Source organism: Sphingobacterium psychroaquaticum, assembly GCF_900177625.1.
In the GTDB taxonomy this organism is placed as follows: domain Bacteria; phylum Bacteroidota; class Bacteroidia; order Sphingobacteriales; family Sphingobacteriaceae; genus Sphingobacterium; species Sphingobacterium psychroaquaticum.
Genome location: NZ_FXAU01000004.1, coordinates 144,269 through 168,657 on the forward strand (window position 1 = coordinate 144,269; position 24,389 = coordinate 168,657).

A 24,389-nucleotide genomic window follows, 5' to 3' on the forward strand; every position below is an offset into this window, starting at 1 on the left:
TAACATTCAATTTTAATATTATGTCAACAACCACTAAAGATATTTCACGTGAAAAGTCTGCCGAATTGTTCGAAAAGGCTAAACAATATTTCCCAGGCGGTGTAAACTCACCCGTACGAGCATTTAAATCGGTTTACGGTACACCTCTATTTATTGAGCGCGGTGATAAAGCACACCTGTGGGATGCCGATGGGAACGAATTTATCGACTTCTGTTGTTCTTGGGGGCCGTTAATCCTGGGGCATAACAACGACAATATTCGCGAAGCCGTAACCGCTCAATTAAGTAAAGGATTAAGCTTTGGTGCGCCAACACAACTTGAAAATAAATTAGCTGAACTTATCCTTTCTAACAACAAGCATATAGAAAAGATCCGTTTTGTAAGCTCCGGAACAGAGGCCGTAATGTCCGCGATCCGCTTAGCGCGTGGTTACACGAAGCGAGATAAAATTGTAAAGTTTGAAGGATGCTACCATGGTCACTCCGATTCTTTATTGGTGAAAGCAGGGTCTGGATTAGTTACTTTTGGGGAAACCTCATCTGCAGGTGTTCCGCAAGCTTTTGCTGCAGAAACTATTGTTATTGCGTTGAATGATCGGGAGGCTTTACAAGAAGTGTTTAGCACCTACAAAGATGAGATTGCAGCGGTAATCATAGAAGGAATCCCAGCCAATAACGGTTTATTGATTCAAGATAAAGATTATGTACAGTACCTGCGTCAAATAACAAAAGACAATGGTGCGTTATTAATCTTTGATGAAGTAATTACGGGTTTCCGTTTAGGTTTTAATGGAGCGGCAACGTATTATGATATCCAACCCGATATCCTGACATATGGTAAAATTATTGGTGGCGGTATGCCTGTTGGTGCATATGGTGCTTCAAACGAGATCATGGCGCATATCTCGCCGGATGGCGGTGTATATCAGGCCGGCACCCTATCCGGAAACCCAGTGGCTATGGCCGCAGGTATTGCAGCACTTAGCATCTTAGCACAGCCGGGCTTCTACGAAAGACTGGAAGAAGTAACGACAGCCTTTGTGAACGAACTCCGTCAGTATATTCAAGAAAAAGGTTATGGCGTGAAAATATTCACCGTTGGTTCGATCTTTTGGTTTGCCTTTACCGATCAAGAACACATCAAAAGAGCGGATGAAATCGACCCTGCTTCAATGGAGAAATACAAGGTTATGCACCGCGCCTTGTTGAACAAGGGCATTTACTTCGGCCCATCAGGGTATGAGGTAGGTTTTATCTCCCATGCACATACAGCGGAAGATATTAACACAGCGATTAAAGCAATTAAAGAATCCTTAGATATTGTGTATCAATAATCATAAAAAAACCGCTTCAAACGAAGCGGTTTTTTTATGATTTCTTCTTTTAGAAACCTACACTTTTAAGGTTCAAGCCTGTGCGCTCGTCCAAGCCAAACAAGAGATTCATATTCTGTACCGCTTGCCCAGAGGCTCCTTTCAACAAGTTATCCGTTGCGTTTAAAATCAACAGTTGATTACCGTGTTTCTCTAGGTGTATAATACTCTTATTGGTATTCACGACCTGTTTCAGGTCTATATTTTCGCGACTCACCCAGGTAAATGGATGTTCCGCGTAGTACGTTTCATACAGCGCATAAGCCTCCTCTTCTGTCAAGGCGCACTCCACATAGCTTGCGGAGAAAATACCACGGGCGAAATCACCACGTTGCGGAACAAAATGAATCTTTTCAGCGGCGCGTTCTAATAACGTTTTTTCTGATATCGGTAAGAACCCCGTTTGCAGCTGATCCAGTGATTCCGAAATTTCCTGCAAATGCTGGTGTTCAAAAGATTTATAAGCCGACAGATTATTGTTACGCCATGAGAAATGCGTTGTTGCGCTAGGCTTCTGGCCTGCACCTGTTGAACCTGTCGTTGCATTTACATGAACGTCCTTCGGTAATAATCCTTTTGCAGCCAACGGCAATAACGCGAGTTGGATATTCGTTGCAAAACAACCTGGATTCGCAATATATTGTGCAGAGCGAATGGCTTCCCTATTGAGCTCCGGAAGGCCGTAGACAAAGGATTGTCCTTGATAGCTCACATTAGCACGTAGCCTATAATCTTGCGACAAATCGATAATCTTAACAGATGAATCTACCGGATTATTATCTAAAAACTTACGTGCATCGCCATGCCCTACACACAAGAATAGAACATCGATATTACTGTGAAAATCAGCTGAGAATACAAGATCTGTATCACCAAACAGGTCATTATGAACCGCAGCTACGCTGTTCCCTGCATTAGAAGCAGAGTTTGCAAATACGATTTCTACCTGCGGGTGATAGATCAATACACGGAGTAATTCTCCGCCTGTATATCCTGCCGAACCAACAATACCAACTTTAATCTTGTTCTCCATTATAATTTGTTTATCGTTTAGCGTTCTACAAGCAGATGACTTAAATCTTTTAAATGCTTTTTTTAAAGAGCAAAAAATCAGTTCCTCTCTCCTGTAGTACAAAGCCCATCTTTAGATACAGCCCTTGCGCTACGCTATTATCAATCTGTGTTTCCAATTGAATTACATCCGTACCATCGGCCTTCGCAAATGCAATGGCACTATTGATCAGAGACTCTCCAATCCCCGTTTTCCTTGCCGTAGCAGCTACATACAAGTCATTTAAGATCCAACTCTTATGTGTCCTTACGGAAGAATAAGTAGGATATAACTGCGTAAAGCCAACAGCGCGATCATCTTGATATGCAATAAAAATGATCGACTCTTGGTTATTTAAACGGGCATCTAAAAAAAGTCGGGCACGCTCCAAATCACTAGCTTGTCCATAGAAAATGCGGTATGCATCAAAAAGAGGAACAATATCCGCTAGATCATCAATCGAAGCACGCCTTATCATTAACCTTTATCGTTTACTTTATGCCAAATAATCGTTTGGTTACCAAAGATTTTAGAGAATCCTTTTACATCATCTCCAGTGTAACCTGCATTCATTTCTCCGTAAGTACCAAACTTGTTCGACATCAAGTCATGCTCCGACTCAATTCCGATAACCACGAAGCGATGTGGGTGCAACTCAACGATTACGCGACCAGTCACTGTATCTTGTGATGAAGATAAGAAGGCTTCGATATCACGCATCACTGGATCGTGCATCTGTCCTTCATGCATCCAGTTTCCATAAAATGCTGCAATTTGATCTTTCCACGAAAGTTGCCATTTAGTTAGCGTATGCTTCTCTAAGGTATGGTGTGCTTTCACTAAAATAAGCGAAGCTGCGGCCTCAAAGCCCACACGTCCCTTAATTCCGATAATGGTATCACCTACGTGCATATCACGACCAATACCGTAAGGTTGAGCCAATGCCTGTAATTGCTGAATAACCGATACAGCACCAATCTTCTCTCCGTTCAACGCTACGGGTTCACCTTTTTCAAAATCAATCGTTATTTGACGTACTTCACTCGATGTTATGGGAGTAGGCCAAGCCGATTCTGGTAAGTATTGGTTCGATGTCAATGTCTCCGCACCACCAACGGAAGTACCCCATAAACCTTTATTGATAGAATATTTTGCTTTTTCTGCTGAATATTCTACCCCATGGCTGTTCAAGTATTCGATTTCCGCTTCACGCGACAATTTTAAATCACGAATCGGTGTAATAATCTCGACTCCAGGAATCAACGTGTGGAAAATCATATCAAAACGAACTTGATCGTTTCCAGCTCCCGTTGAACCATGTGCTACACATTCAGCACCTATTTTCTTCGCATAGTTTGCGATGGCTGTTGCTTGACATACACGTTCTGCTGAAACAGAAAGTGGGTAGGTTGCGTTTTTCAAAACGTTTCCAAAAATCAAGTATTTAATCGTATCGCGGTAGTAATCTTCCGTTTCATCAATGGCTGTATGCGATTTCACACCTAGTTCATAGGCACGAGCTTCGATGGTTTTCAACTCTTCGTCAGAGAAACCACCGGTATTTACAACCACAGAATGTACTTCAAGACCTAAATCTTTCGTTAGATAGATACAACAAAAAGAGGTATCCAATCCTCCGCTAAACGCTAATACTACTTTCTTCATTTTTATTTGATTATAAATGCTCAATTAGAGCCTTTTAAACTTAGTTAAAGTTACAATTTCAATTTGGTTCACGGCGCAACCTTGCTGTGTTTTTTCGTTACTTTATCACCCTTCCTCCCCTGCTAGCGTGAGTTTTCAACTCGTGCTTCTGTCATACTAGGACACGAGCTACAAGCTCGCGCCAGTGGTAAGCGTCGCTTCGCTCCGCACAATGACGGAAGTCTTTCTACTAACTACTAACTCCCCTCTATATACCCTTTATCGACCCCGTACCCACAGGCAAAAGAGTCGCTATAAACTTCTTCGAAGAGCGAAACAACTTCGCTTCAATACGCTTCAGCAAGGATTGCTTTTTCACGATCCGATCTAAACGTTCTTTTGCCTCGGCTTTCCGTTGGATCTTTTCTTTTAACTCACGTTCTTTATCTTCCGGGTTCCATAGCATAGCAGTACACATACAGTTCTTCCGGTCTTTGCTCACCAAAATATCAAAGTTAACGCAAGACTGACAGCCCTTCCAAAACTCTTCATCTTGTGTCAGCTCCGAATAGGTTACAGGTTCATACCCCAGGTCTGAGTTTATCTTCATAACAGCCAATCCCGTTGTTAAACCAAATATTTTGGCCTGTGGATACTTCTCTCTGGACAATTCAAAGACACGCTTTTTAATTGCTTTTGCCAACCCCACTTTACGAAATTCAGGATTTACGATCAGTCCCGAATTGGCGACATAATCACCGTGACTCCAGGTTTCAATATACACAAAACCAGCCCATGTGCCATCCTTATGCAACGCTATAACGGCCTTTCCTTCCTCCATTTTGCGTGCTACATATTCTGGCTTACGACGTGCAATGCCCGTCCCCCGCGCTTTTGCGGATTCGAACATTTCATTACAAATAGTATCAGCGTACGCTACATGCGCTGATGTCGCTGGGATAATTAAGAAATCTGAAAGTGTCATCTAAGATGTCGACCTAAAAAATACCTGCACTTAACGTGCTAAAAAAACAATTAACAGATATAGAAATCATCGAGCTGGATGATTTATCAAGATGAGAATTTGCCTGCCTCCGAATCAAGCTCGAGGCAGAATAGGTCGTCGGAATCGTAAGATTGGACAATTGAATGACTGCAACGCATAGTAAAACCTCAACACCAACTTCGTGTGAAGCTGTTGCGAAATTTGACTATGTAGTGTTGAACGTTTCATTTTACTGTCTTATATAAATTCTTGACAAGGCAAAAGTAAAAAAATATTTTTTTCTTTTATGCAATACTATTGTAGTTTTTTTGAAAGATAAACATTCCAGTATTGTCCTTTTCATTAATATGATACTTTGACTCGACTTTTATTGGAAGGTTTAAAATCGAAAGCAATCATGTCATTCCGACGTCACGAATAGCCCATATTTTTATTATGGGCATAATTTCAATACTTTTGTAAAAAAAAGAAGATGGTAGGTCCGAGTATTATATTTTATATTTTCTTTGCAATCCCCTATATTTTTGTGATGTATTGGCTCGTCAAACAGGACAAAAAAAAATATGCGTGGGGTCTTATCGTTGTAACAGCCATCGCTATTATTGCGATTGTTGTATCACAAAAAGCAAGCAAGATTGCTGTAGAGAATTACAAACAGCATCAAATCGATTCCCGTGCAACAGAACAAGAGCATCAAGCGGACTCTACCGCGCACTAGATAAAAAAGGCCTTAACGCGGCAATCTTACGTTTCCGAAAGATTGCCGCGTCGTACCTCCTCGCAATGACGTTCTGAGGTCACTGTATGTGGCGGAGGCCTTAAATTAAAAACCTGGTCGACAAACCGTTAATATATAAAGTCCTTCTCTCTATTTTTAACCCCGAGACATGGTGTCTCTACGCCCTATACCAGACTATTCCCCCTCTGGGTATCAAGCCCGCTCTACTTAAATACGTTGCACGATCTACTTCGTACTAACTACTCTCTACCAACTACTTCTTAATACCTTCCAGCTTGAAAAGGAACGCATAATTAAGCGCGATATCTTTTAAATAATCAAAACGTCCAGAAGCACCTCCATGCCCATAATCCATATCAGTTTTCAAGAGAACAACATTGTTCCCCTTCTTCATCACCCTTAGTTTCGCCACCCACTTGGCCGGTTCGAAATACTGCACCTGACTGTCATGAAGCCCGGTCGTAACCAACAAATTTGGATACGCCTTTGCTTCAATGTTTTCATATGGGGAATATGATTTCATATACATGTAGGCCTCTTTATTATTTGGATTTCCCCATTCATCATATTCGTTCGTTGTCAAGGGGATCGTTTCATCCAACATCGTGTTTACCACATCCACAAACGGCACTTGTGCAATTACTCCATTCCATAACTCGGGGGCCATATTGATAACAGCTCCCATCAACAAACCACCTGCACTTCCACCTTGTGCGTAAAGGTGTGCCGAACTCGTATACTTTTGATCTATAAGAAATTTTCCACAGTCAATAAAATCAGAAAATGTATTTTTCTTCTTTAGCATTTTACCATCCTCATACCATTGTCGCCCCATCTCTTCTCCGCCGCGAATATGCACAATCGCATAAGCAAAACCACGGTCCAACAAGCTTAGTCTAGAAGAATTAAATGTTGGATCCATAGACATACCGTATGAACCATATGCATACAACAACACCGGTGCTTGTCCATTTTTCTTAAAACCTTTTTTGTAAACTATCGATATGGGTACTTTCGTTCCATCGGTTGCCGTTGCAAAAAGACGTTCTGTTACATAGGCCGATTTATCATATCCCCCTAACACCTCAAGTTGTTTTTTCAGTTCTTTATTTTTGGTCTTCATGTTATAGTCATACGTCGAAGAAGGCGTAATCAGTGAACTGTAGCCATAGCGAAGAACATCCGTATTGTATTCAACATTCGTACTGGAAGAAACCGTATATGTTTCCTCATCAAATGTCAAATAATGTTTATTATTATCGCGTAAAGACTGTACAAACAATTGCGTAAGACCATTTTTACGCTCCGATACGACTAAAAAATCTTTAAATTCATCCAAGCTTGACACCAACACATCTTTACGATGTCCTATAAACTCCTTCCAGTTCGCTTTTGTCGTCTTATCCAACGGCGTTTCCATTACCTTAAAATTCAATGCTCCTTCATCGTTGGTTAACACCAAGAAACGATCTTCTAGTGCCGTAACGGAATACAACACATCTTTTATCCGTGGTTGGAATGATTTAAAGGCTCCATTGGGTTGGTTTGCGTCTAGAATAAACACTTCCGAAGACAATGTTCCCATCGAAGTAATCAGAATAAACTTCCCATTCTTAGATTTCTCTACGCCAATATAATTGGTGTTATCCTTTTCATCATACACAACCACATCACTTTTACCATCTGTTCCTAACGTATGTCTTTTTATTTTTTCACTCAATAGCGTTACTGGATTTTTAGCGGTGTAGAACAGCGTCTTATTATCGTTCGCCCATACAGCGTCTCCTTCAGTCCGTGCCACCCGATCTTTTAATATTTCTCCCGTCTCCAAGTTCTTTACGTGAAGTACATATTCACGTCGAGAGACAGTATCTACCCCATATGCCAAAAGCTTATTGTCTGGGCTTACGGAAAAACCACCGACCGCATAATACGGAAAACCGTCTGCTAAAGCATCGATATCTAACAACACCTCTTCTGGTGCATTCAGATTACCCTTTTTGCGACATAACTTATAATATTGCTTCCCTTCTTCGGTACGACGGTAATAATAATATCCGTTCTCCAAGTAAGGCACAGATTCATCCTTCTCTTTAATCCGTGCTTTCATCTCATCAAACAGCTTCCCCTGAAACGGTTCGGTATCTTTAAGCATGGCGGCTGTATACGCATTCTCTGCTTCCAAGTATTGAATAACCTTATTCGAATCAGGTCCTTTCTTAAAATAATCATTCATCCAGAAATAGTTATCCTGAACGGTATCACCATGAATAATCCGTTTAAAGGCTTTCGCCTCTGCCAGCGGCGCAGTCGCCGATGGCCATTCCACTGTATCACGTTGCTCTTGCGATGAGCAAGAACTCAAAATAGCTCCCATAAGTAATATTATTGTATAGTCTTTCGTTCTCATTGTACGCATATATAAAATAGGTTAATAGACCATAAACTTAACAAAAGTTAGGCGTACATGCAACAAGGCTTACTTTCCTGTCGGTTTCAAAAATATTACCTCGTTTAATAAAAGCAAACATATTACATGTAAGTAAAAATATCTAAGTTTGTTAACACATTAACAAAGAACTATGACTAAAACAATAAGATGGTGTGCCCTACTTGGCATAGGCATACTCCCATATTTTGGATTCGCACAAACGAAAACCGAGAACCCTGCAAATTGGTATAACCTAGACCTCAAGAAGGATGGGATTATGGGGATCAGTACCGAAAAAGCATATGAGCTTCTGAAAGGACGTAAGTCGACTCCTGTTATAGTTGGCGTGTTGGATGGTGGAGTAGATTACAAGCATGAAGACCTGAAGGATGTCATGTGGGTAAACAGCGGCGAGAAAGCGGGCAATAAAGTAGACGATGATGGCAATGGATATATTGATGACATCCATGGCTGGAATTTCTTAGGGAATGCCAACGGCGAGAATGTACAATACGACAACCTCGAAATGACCCGGTTAATTCGCATTTATGAACCGAAGTATATATCGGTTCTTCCTTCCACCCCATTGACCGAAGCCGAACGCAGAGAATTTGTTGCCTATCAACGTATGATTGGCGCTTATACAACAAAACTAGATGAAGCAAATTTCGGTAATCTAAACTACAGCAACCTTAAAAAGGAAGTAGATATCATGATTAAAGCAATTGGCAAAGAACCTGCGTCGATCACAAAAGCGGATATCGAGGGCTACAATGCCGTCTCCGACCGTCAGAAAATGGCGGCACGGATGGCTAAGCGTGAACTGGACAATACAACTTTCGAGAAATTCTACAAAGATCTGGAGGAAGGTGTTAAATACTTCAGTAGTCAGGCGGAATACCATCTCAATAAGAAATATGACTCACGCCCTATCGTGGGCGATAACTATGAGGATGCTTCAGAACGATTCTATGGCAACCCGGATATCAAAGGGCCCGATGCAGATCATGGAACACACGTCGCAGGGATTATCGGCGCTAAGCGCAATAATGGTATTGGCATCGATGGCGTAGCGAACAATGTGCAAATTATGGGAGTACGCTTAGTTCCAGATGGCGATGAACGGGATAAAGATGTAGCAAATGGTATTCGTTACGCGGTCGATAATGGCGCTAAGGTGATTAACATGAGTTTCGGCAAAGGTTATGTATATAACAAAAAAACGGTAGATGATGCTGTTCGTTATGCGGAAGAGCATGATGTACTACTGGTGCACGCCGCAGGAAATGACGCAAAAGACAATGACATCGTTAAGAATTACCCAACGAAATATTACACGGATAGCTTAGAGGCCGTCTTAGGCGAAGCGAGCAATTGGATTACCGTGGGAGCAACCTCTTCACTTGTGAATGATGAGCTGCTAGCAAGCTTCTCTAATTTCGGCTATCGTTCTGTAGATGTCTTTGCTCCGGGAGTAAAGATCAACTCAACGATGCCAGAATCTACGTATAAAGAGCAAGATGGCACCAGTATGGCCGCTCCTGTTGTCTCCGGCTTAGCCGCTGTTCTTCGCTCCTATTACCCAACATTGTCTGCAAAAGAAGTGAAAGACATTATCATCAAATCGGTGACTAAAGTTGATCAAAAAGTTAAAATAAAGGTGGATGGATCAAACAAAAAAGTGTACCTAGACGAGATCTCTGTATCTGGTGGTATCGCAAATTTGTATAATGCCATTGTCGAGGCTGATAAGTTGCTTAACAAGAAGTAAGCGCCACTATCTAACTGGCCCTTTGCACCTTTTAGAAAAAAAAGTAAAAAAATGTTAAATAAAAAATAATATATATTCTGATCTTGCGTTTTATATGTACTTTACTAAATAAAAACGCTTATGGTAGAATACTTTACTCAACAAAAAAATGATACTGAAATAGGCGAAGAGCGCGCAATCACCGTAAAAAAAACGGAAAACTATTGTGAAAATAGCTTGAAACAAGAGCTAGACAAATTGGTCAAAGAACCAAGTAAAGACACAATAGAGCGTATCTTAAATTTCTCAAAAAACCTACATCAGTAGCAGGCAAAGTCTCTAAGCAATTAGGGACTTTGTTTTTATAATTCGTTATCTTTGTTCATGCTAAAACAGGAACGGTACCAAGAATTTGTAAATTACTTTTCTACCCATAATCCAGATGCACAGACAGAGTTAAACTACAGCAACCCATACGAGCTATTGGTCGCCGTAATATTATCTGCACAGTGTACCGATAAACGTATTAATCAAATTACCCCTGCTTTATTTGAACGCTATCCTGATCCGGAAACCTTAGCCGCAAGCTCTGTTGATGAGGTCTTTTCTTATATTCGATCGGTCAGCTATCCCAACAACAAAGCCAAACATCTGGTAGGGATGGCGCAAAAGCTATGTGATGAATTCAAGGGTATTGTCCCAGAGAAGATTGAAGATCTAGTGAAACTTCCTGGAGTCGGACGAAAAACTGCTAATGTGATTTCTTCTGTTGTATATAACAACCCAGCTATGGCAGTTGACACCCACGTCTTTCGCGTGAGTAACCGACTTGGGCTGACCAGCCGTGCGACAACTCCACTTGCCGTCGAAAAGCAATTGGTGAAATTCCTACCGAAGGAAACAATAGCTATTGCACACCATTGGCTAATCTTACATGGACGCTACATTTGTTTGGCACGAAAACCTAAGTGCGAAATATGCCCCATTACTTACTTCTGCAAGTATTTTGAAAAAACACATAAAGTTGTTGGGTAAGGTTTAGTAGTTGGTAGTTGGTAGTTGGTAGGCGCTGGGCTTGTACTCGCCCAAATATATATTTCTTGTCGGTTGGCATATTATAGCAACCAACAGCCGACTAATAATATTAGTAAAATAAATTTTTATATTCCATTTTAAATTGTACTTTTGATTCGTAAATACTAAAAATATGAGCAACGCAGATAAATTAAAAGCTTTACAGCTTACCTTAGATAAATTAGAAAAGTCGTACGGTAAAGGTACGATCATGAAGTTGGGTGATACAGCGGTAGAACCGATCGAAGCTATCTCAACGGGATCTTTAGGATTAGATATCGCTTTGGGTATTGGTGGTGTGCCTAAAGGACGTATCATCGAGATTTACGGTCCAGAATCGTCCGGAAAGACAACCTTAGCTACACATATCGTAGCAGAAGCACAGAAAAAAGGTGGTATTGCAGCAATCATTGATGCGGAACATGCATTTGACAAATACTATGCACAAAAATTAGGTGTCGACGTTGAGAACCTATTGATCTCACAGCCCGATAACGGCGAGCAGGCGCTAGAAATTGCAGACAATCTTATTCGCTCGGGAGCGATTGACGTGATCGTGATTGACTCCGTTGCAGCGCTTGTTCCTAAAGGGGAAATCGAAGGTGAAATGGGTGAGTCCAAGATGGGTTTACAGGCACGTCTAATGTCACAAGCTTTACGTAAACTAACTGGAACGATCTCTAAAACGAACTGTTGTTGTATCTTTATCAACCAATTGCGCGAGAAAATTGGCGTTATGTTTGGTAACCCTGAGACAACAACAGGTGGTAATGCCTTAAAATTCTATGCATCGGTACGTTTGGATATTCGTCGTACATCACAGATCAAAGACTCAGACGAAGTTTCTGGTAACCGCGTTAAAGTTAAAATTGTAAAAAACAAAGTTGCCCCTCCTTTCCGTATCGCTGAATTTGATATTATGTTTGGCGAAGGTATCTCTAAAGTAGGTGAAATTATTGACTTAGGTGTTGAATATGGTATTGTTAAAAAATCAGGTTCTTGGTTCAGCTATGGGGACACGAAACTTGGTCAAGGTCGCGATGCCGTAAAAACATTGTTGTTAGACAATCCAGATTTAAGTGAAGAACTAGAAGCAAAAATCAGAGCTGAGGTAAATGGTGTCGAAGCTGAAGTAGCTAATCCATACGACGAGCAAGGATAGAAGAGTCGTTGGTACGGAGTAATTAACAGAGGCGCAAACCCGAAAAGCTCAACGCAGCTAAATCTTGGGGCTAAAAGAGTGAAAAACAAAGCAGATGACTATATAATCATCTCATATAAAAGAAAAACCACCGTATGATACGGTGGTTTTTCTTTTATGTCCTACATCCATGTTCTTTAGCTATAAACTAAAAACCATGAACTCCAAACTATCAACTACTTCGCTGCTTTGTAGCGTTCTGCCACTGCATCCCAGTTGATAACATTAAAAATCGCTTCTAAATAGGCTGGACGTTTATTTTGATACTTCAAGTAATACGCATGTTCCCATACGTCAATACCTAAAATTGGAGCACCTTGTACTTCTGCAACATCCATTAAAGGGTTATCTTGATTTGGAGTTGAAGTAACCGCCAATTGTCCATCAGCTTTAACAACTAACCACGACCATCCTGATCCAAAACGTGTAGCACCAGCATTTTGCAATTGTGTTTTCAATTCTGCAAAAGAACCGAAAGTTTTATTGATTGCCTCTGCTAATTCACCTGTAGGCTCACCACCAGCGTTAGGGCCAAGAATAGACCAGAACAATTTATGGTTGTAGTGTCCACCACCATTATTACGAACAGCTGCAGGGTACTTAGAAATGTTTTTGTTGATATCTTCCAATGACAAATTCTCCGCATCCGTACCCGCGATAGCTTTATTCAAGTTATCTACATAAGCTTGGTGGTGACGGTCGTGGTGAATTTCCATCGTATCTTTGTCAATGTGTGGCTCCAACGCGTTATTAGCATACGGAAGAGCTTCTAATTCAAATGCCATAATATTATAATTTATTTGTACTACGAATATAACAATTTAGCCCCACTTAAGGTTTGTATAGAGAGACAATTTTCTGCAAACCTTATCTTTTATTACGAAAGAATGATTTTACTAAAGTAGCACACTCCTCTAACAATATGCCGGACACCACGTTAGTTTTAGGATGAAAAAGATTCCCGAATTTTGACGCACCTCGCTTTTCATCGGGCGCACCATACACCACACGACTTACCTGCGTCCAGTAAGATGCTCCTGCACACATCACACAGGGTTCAACCGTAACATAAAGGGTGCAGTCTTTCAAATACTTTCCCCCCATAAAACTGGCCGCCGCCGTAAATGCCTGCATCTCTGCATGCGCTGTTACATCATTCAGCCGCTCGGTTAGGTTATAGCCTTTCCCTATTATCTTCCCCTGACTCACGACAATAGCACCGATGGGAACCTCGTCTTCTTCAAAAGCTTTCTGCGCCAACTTTAATGCCTCTCGCATATAAAGCTCATCGTTCAACACCGGATCGCTACTTCCGGATTCAAAATCATATATCTTCATTTTATCGACACTGTTAGAGGGTAACGGCTACGTTTGTCCGCTTCCTAAAAGACGTAAGTTGAAGGCTAAGAAACCTCCAGCTACATAGCCCTGGTCCCCTTAAATTAACCGTGAACCGTTTGGCACAGGCCGTTCAACGGATGTTAAAACAATATCTCCGTTATCATCAGCAAAGCCGGTTACGAGGCACTCCGACATAAAATCAGCAATTTGCTTCTTCGGAAAATTAACAACCGCTACCACTTGCCGGCCCACCAACTCCTCTTTTGTATAGTGCTTCGTAATCTGTGCGCTCGATTTAAGAACACCTACTTGTGGTCCAAAATCAACTTTTAACTTGTAAGCCGGCCTACGCGCTTTCTCGAAATCTATAGCTTCCACTATTGTTCCAACCCGCAGTTCAACCTTCTCAAAATCTCCCCACGTTATTGTTGCGGCATCTTCCATTACAGTCTATTAGAAGAAAGATCAGCCATTTCTTTCGCTAGCGTAAACTCCACATAGGTGGTATCTCTATTTAAACGTTTCGCTAAACGAGCCACAAGTGATATCTCCTCCCCTGCGTTATACTGCAAATCCTCAGCTGTCAAGCTGTTATACTTCCGATTAAGCTTAACCTTCAGTATATCCCAATCGCTATCGGATATTTTTAACATATTCATACACACAATTATTAAATAATTTACGTTATTATTGTAGTTCTAAAAGTAAAAAAATATTTTTTATGAAAAAATCTTTACTCACGTTAATTTGCTTTATCGCAGCAATTAGCTTCGCACAGGCACAGTTACTTCCTTCGTTTAAACTAGGTATCAAAGGCGGATTAGGTTTTTCAAACCTCCGTACGGAAGGTAAGTATTTCAACTCAGACACCAAAACAGGTTTTCAATTAGGTCTTTGGGGAAGAATCGGTGTTGCGGGATTCCATATCCAACCAGAAGCATACTACGCGAGCAAAAAAGCAGGCATTAAATTAACCGAAGGTAACGAATCTGGCGATGTTACTTTTAAAAGCTTAGATGTTCCTCTATTATTAGGTACACGCATTGGCTTAGGTCCAGTTGGTTTCCGACTACAAGCTGGCCCCGTATTCTCTTTTGCACAAAAAGAAAAACTGACTATCAGTAATGTGACGAACTTCGATGACTACAAAAAAACATCGACAGGAATTATCGGTGGTATCGGTGCTGACATCAGTAAATTCACGATTGATCTACGTTACGAACATGGTCTTTCGAACTTAAATGCAAATAGCTCGAACGACCAAAAATTAAAGATGTGGACTGTTGGTGTAGGTATCGCCATTCTATAATAAAAACAAGTCGAACATAACGTTCTACCCTCGTATTAAAAAGCCGTATTGACCTGTTCAATACGGCTTTTTAATTTGATTAGAACAATTCTAAATTGATTTATTTTCCTACAGTTTTGTCAAATTTGTGTTAACAATTAGATAGATTTGCGAAAATAATATAAAACAATAAGGATAATGAGCAATTCAAAGCCAGTTTTAAGTTCTTCCATAGGAAGGAAACTGATCATGAGCTTAACAGGGATTTTTTTATGTACATTCCTGATAGTTCACTTGATTGGTAACTTGCAGTTATTTAAAGATGATGCGGGGTATGCGTTCAATAACTACGCGTATTTAATGACCCATTTTGCCCCGATTAAGGTAGTATCGTACTTACTATACGCTTCTATTATTATTCACGCTATTTACGCTTTAGTGTTAACATTAAAGAATAGAGCAGCCCGCCCGATTGCCTACGCTCAAAATGGTGGTAAGGCAAACAGTAAGTGGAATTCACGTAACATGGGAATCTTAGGAACCGTAATTCTGGTTTTCTTAGCGACACACATGAATAATTTCTGGTGGAAGTACCACAACGACCAAACTCCTTACATTGAATACAGCAAGGATCTTGCAACAGGTGTTGTTACATCCAAAGAAATCAGCGCAAGTGAATTTCACGATTACCAAGTAACTGTTGTAAACAATGTGGAAGTAACAAAAGCACGTGACTTGTATAAGCAAGTAGACTTTGCTTTCCAAAACATTGGTTTGGTTATCTTTTATGTAATTGCCATGATCGCTTTGGCCTTCCACTTAATTCACGGTTTCCAATCGGCTTTTCAGTCCTTAGGTTTTGCACACAAAAAATATGTGCCGCTTATTAAAGGACTAAGTGTTTGGTTGTTCGGTGTTATCATCCCTATCGGGTTTGCTTTAATGCCATTATATTTTTATTTCGTTAAATAATATTTAGGATAGTTAACCCTATCTGTTAAATACAAATTATTTAAAATATGTTAGATTCAAGAGTACCAGCAGGCCCGTTAGCGGAGAAATGGTCAAAACATAAATTTGAGATGAAGTTGGTAAACCCAGCTAACAAACGTAAGTTCACAATTATCGTTGTTGGTACAGGTTTAGCAGGAGCTTCAGCGGCCGCTTCCCTTGCGGAGCTTGGCTACAATGTAAAAACATTTTGTTACCAAGATTCACCACGTCGTGCGCACTCTATCGCAGCTCAAGGTGGTATCAACGCAGCAAAGAATTACCAAAATGACGGTGACTCTGTTTTCCGTCTTTTCTATGATACAATTAAAGGTGGTGACTACCGTGCACGTGAGGCAAACGTTTACCGTTTAGCGGAAGTATCTGTAAACATCATCGACCAGTGTGTGGCTCAAGGTGTTCCTTTTGCCCGTGAATATGGTGGTCTTTTGGATAACCGTTCATTCGGTGGTGCACAGGTATCCCGTACGTTCTACGCGCGTGGTCAAACTGGACAACAATTATTATTAGGAGCTTACTCGACGTTAAACCGTCAAATCCGTAAAGGAAAAGTAAAATCATACACACGTCACGAGATGTTGGATCTTGTGAAAATCGATGGTGAAGCACGTGGTATTATCACCCGTGATATGGTAACCGGAAAAATCGAATCGCATGAAGGTCACGCTGTATTGTTATGTACAGGTGGATACGGAAACGTATTCTTTCTTTCTACAAATGCGATGGGCTGTAACGTAACAGCAGCGTGGAGAGCACACAAACGTGGTGCATTCTTCGCCAACCCTTGTTACACACAGATTCACCCTACGTGTATCCCTGTTACAGGAGACCACCAGTCTAAGTTAACATTGATGTCTGAATCATTACGTAACGACGGCCGTGTATGGGTTCCAAAAACAGTTGAATTATCACAAAAACTACAAAAAGGAGAATTAAATCCTTCTGACATTAAAGAAGACGATAGAGATTACTTCTTAGAGCGTAAGTATCCTTCTTTCGGTAACTTGGTACCACGTGATGTGGCATCACGTAACGCCAAAGAAATGGTAGACGAAGGTCGTGGTGTTGGTAAAACAGGTATCGCTGTATTCCTTGATTTCGCGGAGGCAATTGGCCGTTTAGGAGAAGATACTGTACGTGAGAAATACGGTAACTTGTTCGACATGTACTACCAAATTACGGACGAGAACCCATATAAACAACCAATGCGTATCTACCCGGCAGTGCACTATACCATGGGTGGTGTATGGGTTGATTATAACTTGATGACAACCATCCCAGGTTTATATGCGTTGGGTGAATGTAACTTCTCTGACCACGGTGCAAACCGCTTAGGAGCTTCTGCCCTAATGCAAGGTTTATCGGATGGATATTTTGTTATTCCGTTTACGGTTGGAGATTACTTAGCGAAGCTAGGAAACTTCAAACCAATTGATAAAAACCACCCTGCTTTCGAAGAAACGCGTAAAGAAGTAGAAAATAATGTCAATAGACTATTGAGTCTTAATGGTTCAAAAACTGTCGATGATATCCACAAGAAACTAGGCCACATTATGTGGGAGTACTGTGGTATGGCACGTACAGCTGAAGGTCTAACAAAAGCAAAAGGCTTAATCCAGGAGCTTAAGAAAGAATTCTGGTCTGATGTGCGTGTATTAGGCGAGAACGAAGAGTTGAACATGTCTTTAGAAAAAGCTGGACGTGTGGCTGACTTCTTAGAATTGGGCGAGCTTATGGTTGATGATGCATTGAACCGCAATGAATCTTGTGGCGGTCACTTCCGTTTGGAATCACAGACTGAAGAAGGTGAAGCGAAACGTGATGATGAGAACTACACATACGTTTCGGCATGGGAGTTCAAAGGAGATAATCAAGCAGAAGTTCTTCACAAAGAAGAGTTGGTTTTTGAAAACGTTAAACTAACCCAAAGAAGTTACAAATAGTAGTTGGGTATTTAAAAAGACTATCATGGCACAACATATGAATTTAACGCTGAAAGTTTGGCGTCAAAAAAATGATAAAACAAAAGGTCAATTCGTGACCATCCAAGCGAATAACATTGCGGACGATATGTCCTTTTTGGAAATGCTTGACATTGTAAACGAAGATCTTACTCGTAAAGGCGAAGACCCGGTTTACTTTGACCACGATTGTCGCGAAGGAATTTGCGGTATGTGTTCATTAGTAATCAACGGACGTCCACACGGACCGAAATATGGTATCACGACATGCCAGTTGCACATGCGTTCTTTCCACGATGGACAAACAATCGTTATCGAACCATGGCGCGCAGCAGCATTCCCTGTATTGAAAGATTTAGCGGTAGATCGTACAGCTTTCGACCGTATCCAACAAGCAGGTGGTTATGTCAATGTAAATACAGGAGGTGTTCCTGATGCGAACACCATCGCCATTCCGAAGCGTATCGCTGACGAAGCTTTTGAATCGGCTACATGTATCGGTTGTGGTGCATGTGTGGCTGCTTGTAAAAATGCATCAGCCATGCTTTTTGTATCAGCTAAGATTTCACAGTTTGCACTTCTTCCACAAGGTCAAACAGAGCGCTACGAAAGAGCACAAGCTATGGTAGACCAGATGGATGCGGAAGGTTTCGGTAACTGTACGAATACAGGAGCATGTGAGGCTGAATGTCCAAAAGGCATTAAATTAACAAACATTGCACGTATGAACCGTGAGTACCTCACAGCAAAATTCTTCCGCGAGGAAGATGTACACGTACAATCATAAAAAATTCAAACTGGGCAGTAATGCCCCGTATGGAGAAGAGAGAAAATCCTCGCAGCACGAGCTGCGGGGATTTTTATTTTTTCACTATATTTACTTCTACTTGAACACCATATAGGATGCTGACAAAGATTCGTATACTTCTTCTTATACTCACGTTAACCCTCATAGGCACCGCTGTCACCATACACTTTACCATAACAGATGATGATATGCTTGCCCTGGATGCCAATAAGCTGACACATCGCATTCATCAATTTGAGGATCGGATCGATGAGATATGGGCTGACAGTCTCTCCCTCAAAACTTTTCAGAATGTAGAAAAGTATCCCGTTCAAGTTGCCGATCTAACACAGAAGCTTACGCAGGAGTTTATATTCCTTTTTATCTATAAGAATCACCAACTTGTACATTGGTCCAATAATATCTATGTCCCCGTGACCGATCTTGGACTAAAAAACAAAACCTCTTTTGCTCAATCCGAAAACCGTTCTTTCCTACTAAAAAAAATAGACTTAAAGAACAACATCTCTGTCGTCGCTCTGGTTCCCATAAAGCGTAACTTTGATACGACCAATGAGTATCTGACCAATAGTTTCACGTCTAATATCGATGTTAAAAATATTGATATCGCTTTGTATGATGATAACACCAATATTCGAAACATATACAGTAAGGCAAACGACTACCTTTTTTCCATCAAACTTATTGATGGAAAAAAGGATAATATATATATCCATCTACAGTTTATATGTTGGCTTACCGCGCTGATCTGTATACTGATTCTCAGCAATAGCATCTGTATACATATTGCCAAACAGGGTCGCGGTTGGTTAGCTGCAATATTATTTTTGAGTGTTATCCTCTTTGTACGCTATATTGACCTGAAAACAAACTGGCTTTCTATTCACTCGAGTCTCGAGCTATTCGATCCTAAATACTACGCCTACAATGAGTTTTTACCGAACCTATGGTCTTATCTCATCACGACAGCCGTTATCTTCTGGTATATCTGTTTTCTCCGGATTATTCAAGATAATATTTCTGTGCGGGAACACCTACGCAATAAAGTATCCGCCACCTTTATTTCTCTCCTAGCGATTCTATCTGTGTATTTTTGGGGATATGTCATGTACCACTATTTGGGTACCCTGCTTACGCATTCGCCTTTCTATGAAAACGATTTCACCAAAATATTGAACCTCGGTTCCTATGGTTGGCTTACGATCATGATTATGTGCTTTAACATTACCTCTTTGGTCTTGTATATCGACAGTATAGCCCAACTTATTAAGTATTTTAATAAGGAGATTACCGCAATCCTCAATATCCAGTTAATCTGTATCGTAATTTCACTCATTGCTTGCGCTCTGCTGGACCTCAATATACTTTTCTGTATCTTGTTTGGCGTTCTTATCCTACTCCGGACCTATCGTACGTATAAATTTTCGCTTCCTTACAAGCTTTCCATATTTATTGTTAGTGTACTGCTCCTCTCCTCCATCTCTGTGGTATCCTATGATTATTATAATACCATCCGTAAAAAGGAAGGTATGAAATTGGCTGTAACACACCTACTGGCGGAGGATGATACCAATGCAGTTTCCTTATTTATGGATTTCGAAAAAGAACTTAAAGAGGACCATAAATTGGCAACGCTCCTAAGCTTTAATGACACCATAAGTGATGCACACTTTATCGAGGATTACATTCGGACACGTTATCTAAATGGATATCTTTCCAAGTTTGAATTTAAGGCCTATTTCTATAACAATGAGGGTATCCCTTTAGATCACTACGGAATCGATAAAGCGAATGAATATCGAGAGAAGGTAATCAAAAACGCCATTAAAATCCCATACACAGATAACTTTTACAGACTTAAAAGTGAATTGGGTAGCTTAGAGTACTTTACTCATATTACCATTCCTTACCTAAATAGTCCAGATAAGGTTTTTAATGTATACGTCAACTTAAAGAACCTTTCCTTTGGCACCTTGATCCCCTATCCCGAGATTCTTTCGGATAACAGGGTTATGAATAAGCAATTCGATCAGTTTCAAGGTAACTCCTATGCCTTTTACAAAGACGGGGGGCTCGTGACGCAATACGGTAATTTTGATTACCCAAATAATGATCGTAAAACGACTAAAAAATTAAATAAGTTCACGCAGATTAAAGACAATAGTAACTATATACACTTAGCCTATAAGCCAGATCAGTATACCACGATCATATTCAGTAAGATGAAGCCTAGTGTATGGGATTACTTAGCGCTGGGGTCTATTGTATTTATTTTTCTTTTATGCTTCTTTTGTATATTCAACCTCTTGAGCTACACCATACGTACACTATCCAGCACCCAATTCAAATGGAAAAGAATACGCTACCAACTTCGCCAGGTTTTCAATAACATCCAATATAGTACGCGTATACAGAGCCTGGTAATCCTATCCGTTTTATTAGGAATCTTGATTTCCGGAGGAATTGCATTTGTCAGTATCAATAGGCAACTCGAATCCAACCAAACAACGAATCGTCTTCGTGAAATCGCGGAAATTACGAAGAAGATTGAAAATACGGTAGCTGGTATGAAAGACTTCGGAGAGAGCGATTTGATCCAAATCTTAAAGGACGTATCTACGACCTCTATCAGTAACTTTAACCTATTTGATAAGCGCGGGAAACTTATGTATTCCACCCAGCCACGTATTTTTGACCTGAACTTAATCTCTTCTTATATCAATCCCGATGCACTGACAAAACTCGCTGCATTACGCAAATCTGTTGTTTACGAAGAAGAGCAAATCTCCAAATTCAATTTTGCAGCGGCATATACGGCCATAAAGAACGAAGAGTATAAAACCATAGCTTATCTGAATATTCCGTATTACAACACCGTAAAGGAGGCTGCAGCAAGCAAAAATTTATTATTGAATACGATTCTTAATATTTACACCGTCATTATTATCTTATTCGGTTTCATTGCAGTCGCCGTGTCTAGTAAAATTACCGAGCCATTAAATATTGTACGGGCAAAGTTAGCGGAGACCCAACTTTCCAACAAGATTAACGAACCGCTGTATTGGGAACGTAATGATGAGATAGGGATGTTGATCAAAGAGTATAATTATATGTTGATCAAATTGGAAGAGAGTGCCAAGCAACTACGAGACGCGGAACGAGAGAAAGCTTGGCGTGAAATGGCTAAGCAGGTCGCACACGAGATTAAAAATCCGTTAACGCCCATGAAATTGGGTATCCAGCAGCTTATACGTTCCTACAATGAGCAAGACCCTCGTTTTACAGAACGCTTTGACCGAATCTCGACATCAATCATTGAGCAAATCGATAGCTTATCTACTATTGCGACTGAATTTTCGGCCTTTGCCAAATTACCGGAGACGAACTTGATTAAGATCGATATCCTAGAGAAAATACAAACGACAACCAACCTATTCAACAGCAGCGTGAATATCATGATTACGCTATCCAACAGTACAAATCTGGAACGTATTTATGTTTTAGGGGATAATGACCAGTTTATGCGCTCACTGAACAATCTCTTCAAGAACGCAATAGAGGCCAGTAAAGGAAAAAAGAAGCATAAGATCGATATTATGGTTGACCTGTATAACGAAAACTGGGTCCGTATCCTCATTAAGGATAATGGCTATGGTATTCCTGAAGACGTGATTCCGAGTATTTTCAAACCCAACTTTACGACAAAAAGTTCCGGAACAGGCTTGGGACTTGCTTTCGTTAAACAAACTGTCACAGGTATCGGCGGTTCTATCCGTTTTATTACCAAAGCAAATAGCGGAACAACCTTTATTATTACGTTACCGATCTATGAAGAAGGAAATGGGTAGAAAATAAAAAAGCCTTGAGAAAATATTCTCAAGGCTTTTACAATTTAATGAAGCGGTCTGGACGGGACTCGAACCCGCGACCCCATGCGTGACAGGCATGTATTCTAACCAGCTGAACTACCAGACCTAAGATTTTCAGTTCTTCATTAATCAGAGAAATCGCTTCTCCTATTGTTACTATTTTAGCGGTCTGGACGGGACTCGAACCCGCGACCCCATGCGTGACAGGCATGTATTCTAACCAGCTGAACTACCAGACCTAAAACCTTCCCTTGAGAAGGTGTGCAAATATAGCGTTTATTTCGATAACTGCTAAACTTTTTTTAAAAAAACCTAGTCTACGGCGCCGTCCTTCATCTTTTCAGCGTTCTCCGCAAATTGTAAAGCATCGATAATTCCCTGAATATCACCATCCATAACAGCTGGTAAGTTGTACATCGTTAACCCAATACGGTGCTCCGTAACACGCCCTTGTGGGTAGTTATATGTACGCACTTTTGCCGAACGGTCACCCGTTGACACCATCGTTTTACGTTTTGCAGCAATATCTCCGTGTTTTTTCTGCACTTCTAGCTCGTACAGTTTGTTACGCAACATCTCCATCGCCAACTCACGGTTCGCTAATTGAGAACGCTCCACCTGACAAACGACCACAATTCCTGAAGGCTTATGCGTTAACTGTACTTTTGTTTCTACCTTATTTACGTTCTGTCCACCAGCACCACCCGAACGAGATGTCTGCATTTCGATATCACCTGGGTTCACTTCAACATCCACTTCCTCCGCTTCTGGTAATACGGCAACCGATGCGGCCGAGGTATGCACGCGACCTTGCGTTTCTGTATCAGGAACACGCTGCACACGGTGAACACCCGATTCGTATTTCAATTGACCATACGCATCGTCACCAATCACCTTCAACACAACCTCTTTGTAACCGCCGGAAGTACCCTCCGTAACATCCATAACCTCTGTACGCCAGCCCTTCGTTTCAAAGAATCGTGTATACATACGGTATAAATCACCCGCAAATAAAGCGGCCTCATCACCTCCAGTACCACCACGAATCTCGATAATAGCGTTCTTACCATCTTCCGGATCTTTAGGAATCAACATCAAACGAATCTCTTCTTCTTTCTCTTCCTTCTGCGTAAGCAAAATATCTAACTCCTCTTTTGCCATTTCACGCAACTCCTGATCCTTCTCATTCGCTAAGATGTCCTTGTTTGTATCGATATTGCTTACCATATTTTTATACAAATGGTACTGCTCTACGATTTTTGACAAGTCTTTGTATTCTTTATTCAACTTAGCAAATCGCTTCATATCATTGATGGTATCTGGGTTGCTCAATTCGGCTTCCACTTCTTCCCATCGTTCCTTTATGGCTTGTAATTTTTCTAACATATCTTGTGTAACTTTTTCACAGCAACATATTTGCCCCGAAATTTATAGCGACAAAAGTAAAGAATTTTTTGGTATTAATGAGCGGAAACCGCTTTCAAACCGACGATGGATGCGATGAGCGTAAAAATAAAAAAGACACGCCAAAAATCTGCAGGCTCTTTAAAGACTAGAATACCCACCAAAACAGTCCCTACAGCACCGATCCCCGTCCATACGGCATATGCTGTACCCAAAGGGAGGCTTTGTGTTGCTTTCATCAATAAAGCCATACTAACGGTTAGACATATAACAAAACCGATATACCAGCCATACATTTCCGTTCCCGTTGTAACTTTCGCTTTTCCTAAACAGGAGGTAAAACCGACCTCAAAAAGACCGGCAATAATTAAAAAAATCCAATTCATTGTATAACCTTTTTAGGATGCAAAGGTCGTGTTTTTCAGAAAATTTATTTTT

General features: G+C 40.7%; 22 protein-coding genes and 2 tRNA genes. 11 read left to right on the plus strand and 13 right to left on the minus strand.

Annotated elements, in window-relative coordinates; genetic code table 11:
- The first annotated feature begins 20 nt into the window (after window positions 1-20).
- Window positions 21-1,334 (plus strand): glutamate-1-semialdehyde 2,1-aminomutase, encoded by a 1,314-nt coding sequence (hemL, locus tag B9Y69_RS11715; protein ID WP_200811797.1) that lies wholly within the window; start codon window positions 21-23, stop codon window positions 1,332-1,334.
- Between the two features lie 49 nt (window positions 1,335-1,383).
- Here the strand turns inward: hemL and argC are convergent, their stop codons facing one another.
- From argC to B9Y69_RS11735, 4 genes are all read right to left on the minus strand, one after another.
- On the minus strand, window positions 1,384-2,406 hold the full coding sequence (gene argC / locus B9Y69_RS11720) for an N-acetyl-gamma-glutamyl-phosphate reductase (RefSeq protein ID WP_085473158.1): 1,023 nt from the start codon (window positions 2,404-2,406) through the stop codon (window positions 1,384-1,386).
- Window positions 2,407-2,455: 49 nt separating this feature from the next.
- Entirely contained in the window at window positions 2,456-2,902 is a 447-nt protein-coding gene (locus B9Y69_RS11725) for a GNAT family N-acetyltransferase (RefSeq protein ID WP_085473159.1), read from the minus strand.
- Window positions 2,902-4,089, minus strand: coding sequence for an argininosuccinate synthase (gene argG, locus B9Y69_RS11730; RefSeq protein ID WP_085473160.1), 1,188 nt, complete (start codon window positions 4,087-4,089; stop codon window positions 2,902-2,904). Before argG ends, B9Y69_RS11725 begins: the two co-directional genes overlap by 1 nt.
- A gap of 247 nt (window positions 4,090-4,336) precedes the next feature.
- Window positions 4,337-5,053, minus strand: a complete 717-nt coding sequence (locus B9Y69_RS11735; RefSeq protein WP_085473161.1) for a GNAT family N-acetyltransferase — start codon at window positions 5,051-5,053, stop codon at window positions 4,337-4,339.
- Window positions 5,054-5,546: 493 nt separating this feature from the next.
- Between B9Y69_RS11735 and B9Y69_RS11740 the strand changes: the two genes are divergently transcribed.
- A complete protein-coding gene (locus B9Y69_RS11740) occupies window positions 5,547-5,792 on the plus strand; it encodes a hypothetical protein (RefSeq protein ID WP_085473162.1) in 246 nt (81 codons plus the stop codon).
- A 274-nt stretch (window positions 5,793-6,066) separates the two neighbouring features.
- Here B9Y69_RS11740 and B9Y69_RS11745 read toward each other — a convergent pair whose 3' ends face one another.
- Window positions 6,067-8,232, minus strand: a complete 2,166-nt coding sequence (locus B9Y69_RS11745) for a S9 family peptidase (protein WP_234991217.1) — start codon at window positions 8,230-8,232, stop codon at window positions 6,067-6,069.
- Window positions 8,233-8,395: 163 nt separating this feature from the next.
- Between B9Y69_RS11745 and B9Y69_RS11750 the strand changes: the two genes are divergently transcribed.
- The 4 genes from B9Y69_RS11750 to recA all read left to right on the plus strand — a co-directional run bounded on the left by B9Y69_RS11750 (window position 8,396) and on the right by recA (window position 12,230).
- Window positions 8,396-10,015 carry a S8 family peptidase gene (locus B9Y69_RS11750; protein ID WP_085473163.1) on the plus strand — a complete coding sequence of 540 codons (1,620 nt, stop codon included), beginning with the start codon at window positions 8,396-8,398 and terminating at the stop codon, window positions 10,013-10,015.
- A gap of 120 nt (window positions 10,016-10,135) precedes the next feature.
- Entirely contained in the window at window positions 10,136-10,321 is a 186-nt protein-coding gene (locus B9Y69_RS11755) for a hypothetical protein (protein WP_085473164.1), read from the plus strand.
- 57 nt (window positions 10,322-10,378) lie between these two features.
- On the plus strand, window positions 10,379-11,029 hold the full coding sequence (nth, locus tag B9Y69_RS11760) for an endonuclease III (RefSeq protein ID WP_085473165.1): 651 nt from the start codon (window positions 10,379-10,381) through the stop codon (window positions 11,027-11,029).
- A 172-nt stretch (window positions 11,030-11,201) separates the two neighbouring features.
- Window positions 11,202-12,230, plus strand: a complete 1,029-nt coding sequence (recA, locus tag B9Y69_RS11765; protein ID WP_085473166.1) for a recombinase RecA — start codon at window positions 11,202-11,204, stop codon at window positions 12,228-12,230.
- A gap of 215 nt (window positions 12,231-12,445) precedes the next feature.
- Here recA and B9Y69_RS11770 read toward each other — a convergent pair whose 3' ends face one another.
- The 4 genes from B9Y69_RS11770 to B9Y69_RS11785 all read right to left on the minus strand — a co-directional run bounded on the left by B9Y69_RS11770 (window position 12,446) and on the right by B9Y69_RS11785 (window position 14,269).
- Window positions 12,446-13,054, minus strand: coding sequence for a superoxide dismutase (locus B9Y69_RS11770; RefSeq protein WP_085473167.1), 609 nt, complete (start codon window positions 13,052-13,054; stop codon window positions 12,446-12,448).
- An 82-nt stretch (window positions 13,055-13,136) separates the two neighbouring features.
- Complete coding sequence (locus B9Y69_RS11775; RefSeq protein WP_085473168.1) at window positions 13,137-13,607, minus strand: nucleoside deaminase; 471 nt, start codon at window positions 13,605-13,607, stop codon at window positions 13,137-13,139.
- A 99-nt stretch (window positions 13,608-13,706) separates the two neighbouring features.
- Window positions 13,707-14,054 (minus strand): tRNA-binding protein, encoded by a 348-nt coding sequence (locus B9Y69_RS11780; protein WP_085473169.1) that lies wholly within the window; start codon window positions 14,052-14,054, stop codon window positions 13,707-13,709.
- Window positions 14,054-14,269, minus strand: a complete 216-nt coding sequence (locus tag B9Y69_RS11785; RefSeq protein ID WP_085473170.1) for a hypothetical protein — start codon at window positions 14,267-14,269, stop codon at window positions 14,054-14,056. The genes B9Y69_RS11780 and B9Y69_RS11785 overlap by 1 nt, the downstream gene beginning before the upstream one ends.
- Before the next feature lie 62 nt (window positions 14,270-14,331).
- Between B9Y69_RS11785 and B9Y69_RS11790 the strand changes: the two genes are divergently transcribed.
- The 5 genes from B9Y69_RS11790 to B9Y69_RS11810 all read left to right on the plus strand — a co-directional run bounded on the left by B9Y69_RS11790 (window position 14,332) and on the right by B9Y69_RS11810 (window position 22,526).
- A complete protein-coding gene (locus B9Y69_RS11790) occupies window positions 14,332-14,919 on the plus strand; it encodes a porin family protein (protein WP_085473171.1) in 588 nt (195 codons plus the stop codon).
- 177 nt (window positions 14,920-15,096) lie between these two features.
- Window positions 15,097-15,870, plus strand: coding sequence for a succinate dehydrogenase cytochrome b subunit (locus B9Y69_RS11795; protein WP_085473172.1), 774 nt, complete (start codon window positions 15,097-15,099; stop codon window positions 15,868-15,870).
- 47 nt (window positions 15,871-15,917) lie between these two features.
- Window positions 15,918-17,852 carry a fumarate reductase/succinate dehydrogenase flavoprotein subunit gene (locus tag B9Y69_RS11800; RefSeq protein ID WP_085473173.1) on the plus strand — a complete coding sequence of 645 codons (1,935 nt, stop codon included), beginning with the start codon at window positions 15,918-15,920 and terminating at the stop codon, window positions 17,850-17,852.
- 25 nt (window positions 17,853-17,877) lie between these two features.
- A complete protein-coding gene (locus B9Y69_RS11805; protein WP_200811798.1) occupies window positions 17,878-18,657 on the plus strand; it encodes a succinate dehydrogenase/fumarate reductase iron-sulfur subunit in 780 nt (259 codons plus the stop codon).
- Window positions 18,658-18,773: 116 nt separating this feature from the next.
- Complete coding sequence (locus B9Y69_RS11810) at window positions 18,774-22,526, plus strand: sensor histidine kinase (protein WP_085473174.1); 3,753 nt, start codon at window positions 18,774-18,776, stop codon at window positions 22,524-22,526.
- Window positions 22,527-22,579: 53 nt separating this feature from the next.
- Here the strand turns inward: B9Y69_RS11810 and B9Y69_RS11815 are convergent.
- The 4 genes from B9Y69_RS11815 to B9Y69_RS11830 all read right to left on the minus strand — a co-directional run bounded on the left by B9Y69_RS11815 (window position 22,580) and on the right by B9Y69_RS11830 (window position 24,337).
- Window positions 22,580-22,653, minus strand: a tRNA-Asp gene (locus tag B9Y69_RS11815).
- Between the two features lie 59 nt (window positions 22,654-22,712).
- Window positions 22,713-22,786, minus strand: a tRNA-Asp gene (locus tag B9Y69_RS11820).
- 73 nt (window positions 22,787-22,859) lie between these two features.
- Window positions 22,860-23,933: a peptide chain release factor 1 gene (gene prfA, locus B9Y69_RS11825; RefSeq protein ID WP_085473175.1), complete on the minus strand. Its 1,074-nt coding sequence runs from the start codon at window positions 23,931-23,933 to the stop codon at window positions 22,860-22,862.
- A gap of 74 nt (window positions 23,934-24,007) precedes the next feature.
- Window positions 24,008-24,337, minus strand: coding sequence for a DMT family transporter (locus B9Y69_RS11830; protein ID WP_085473176.1), 330 nt, complete (start codon window positions 24,335-24,337; stop codon window positions 24,008-24,010).
- Window positions 24,338-24,389: the final 52 nt, after the last annotated feature.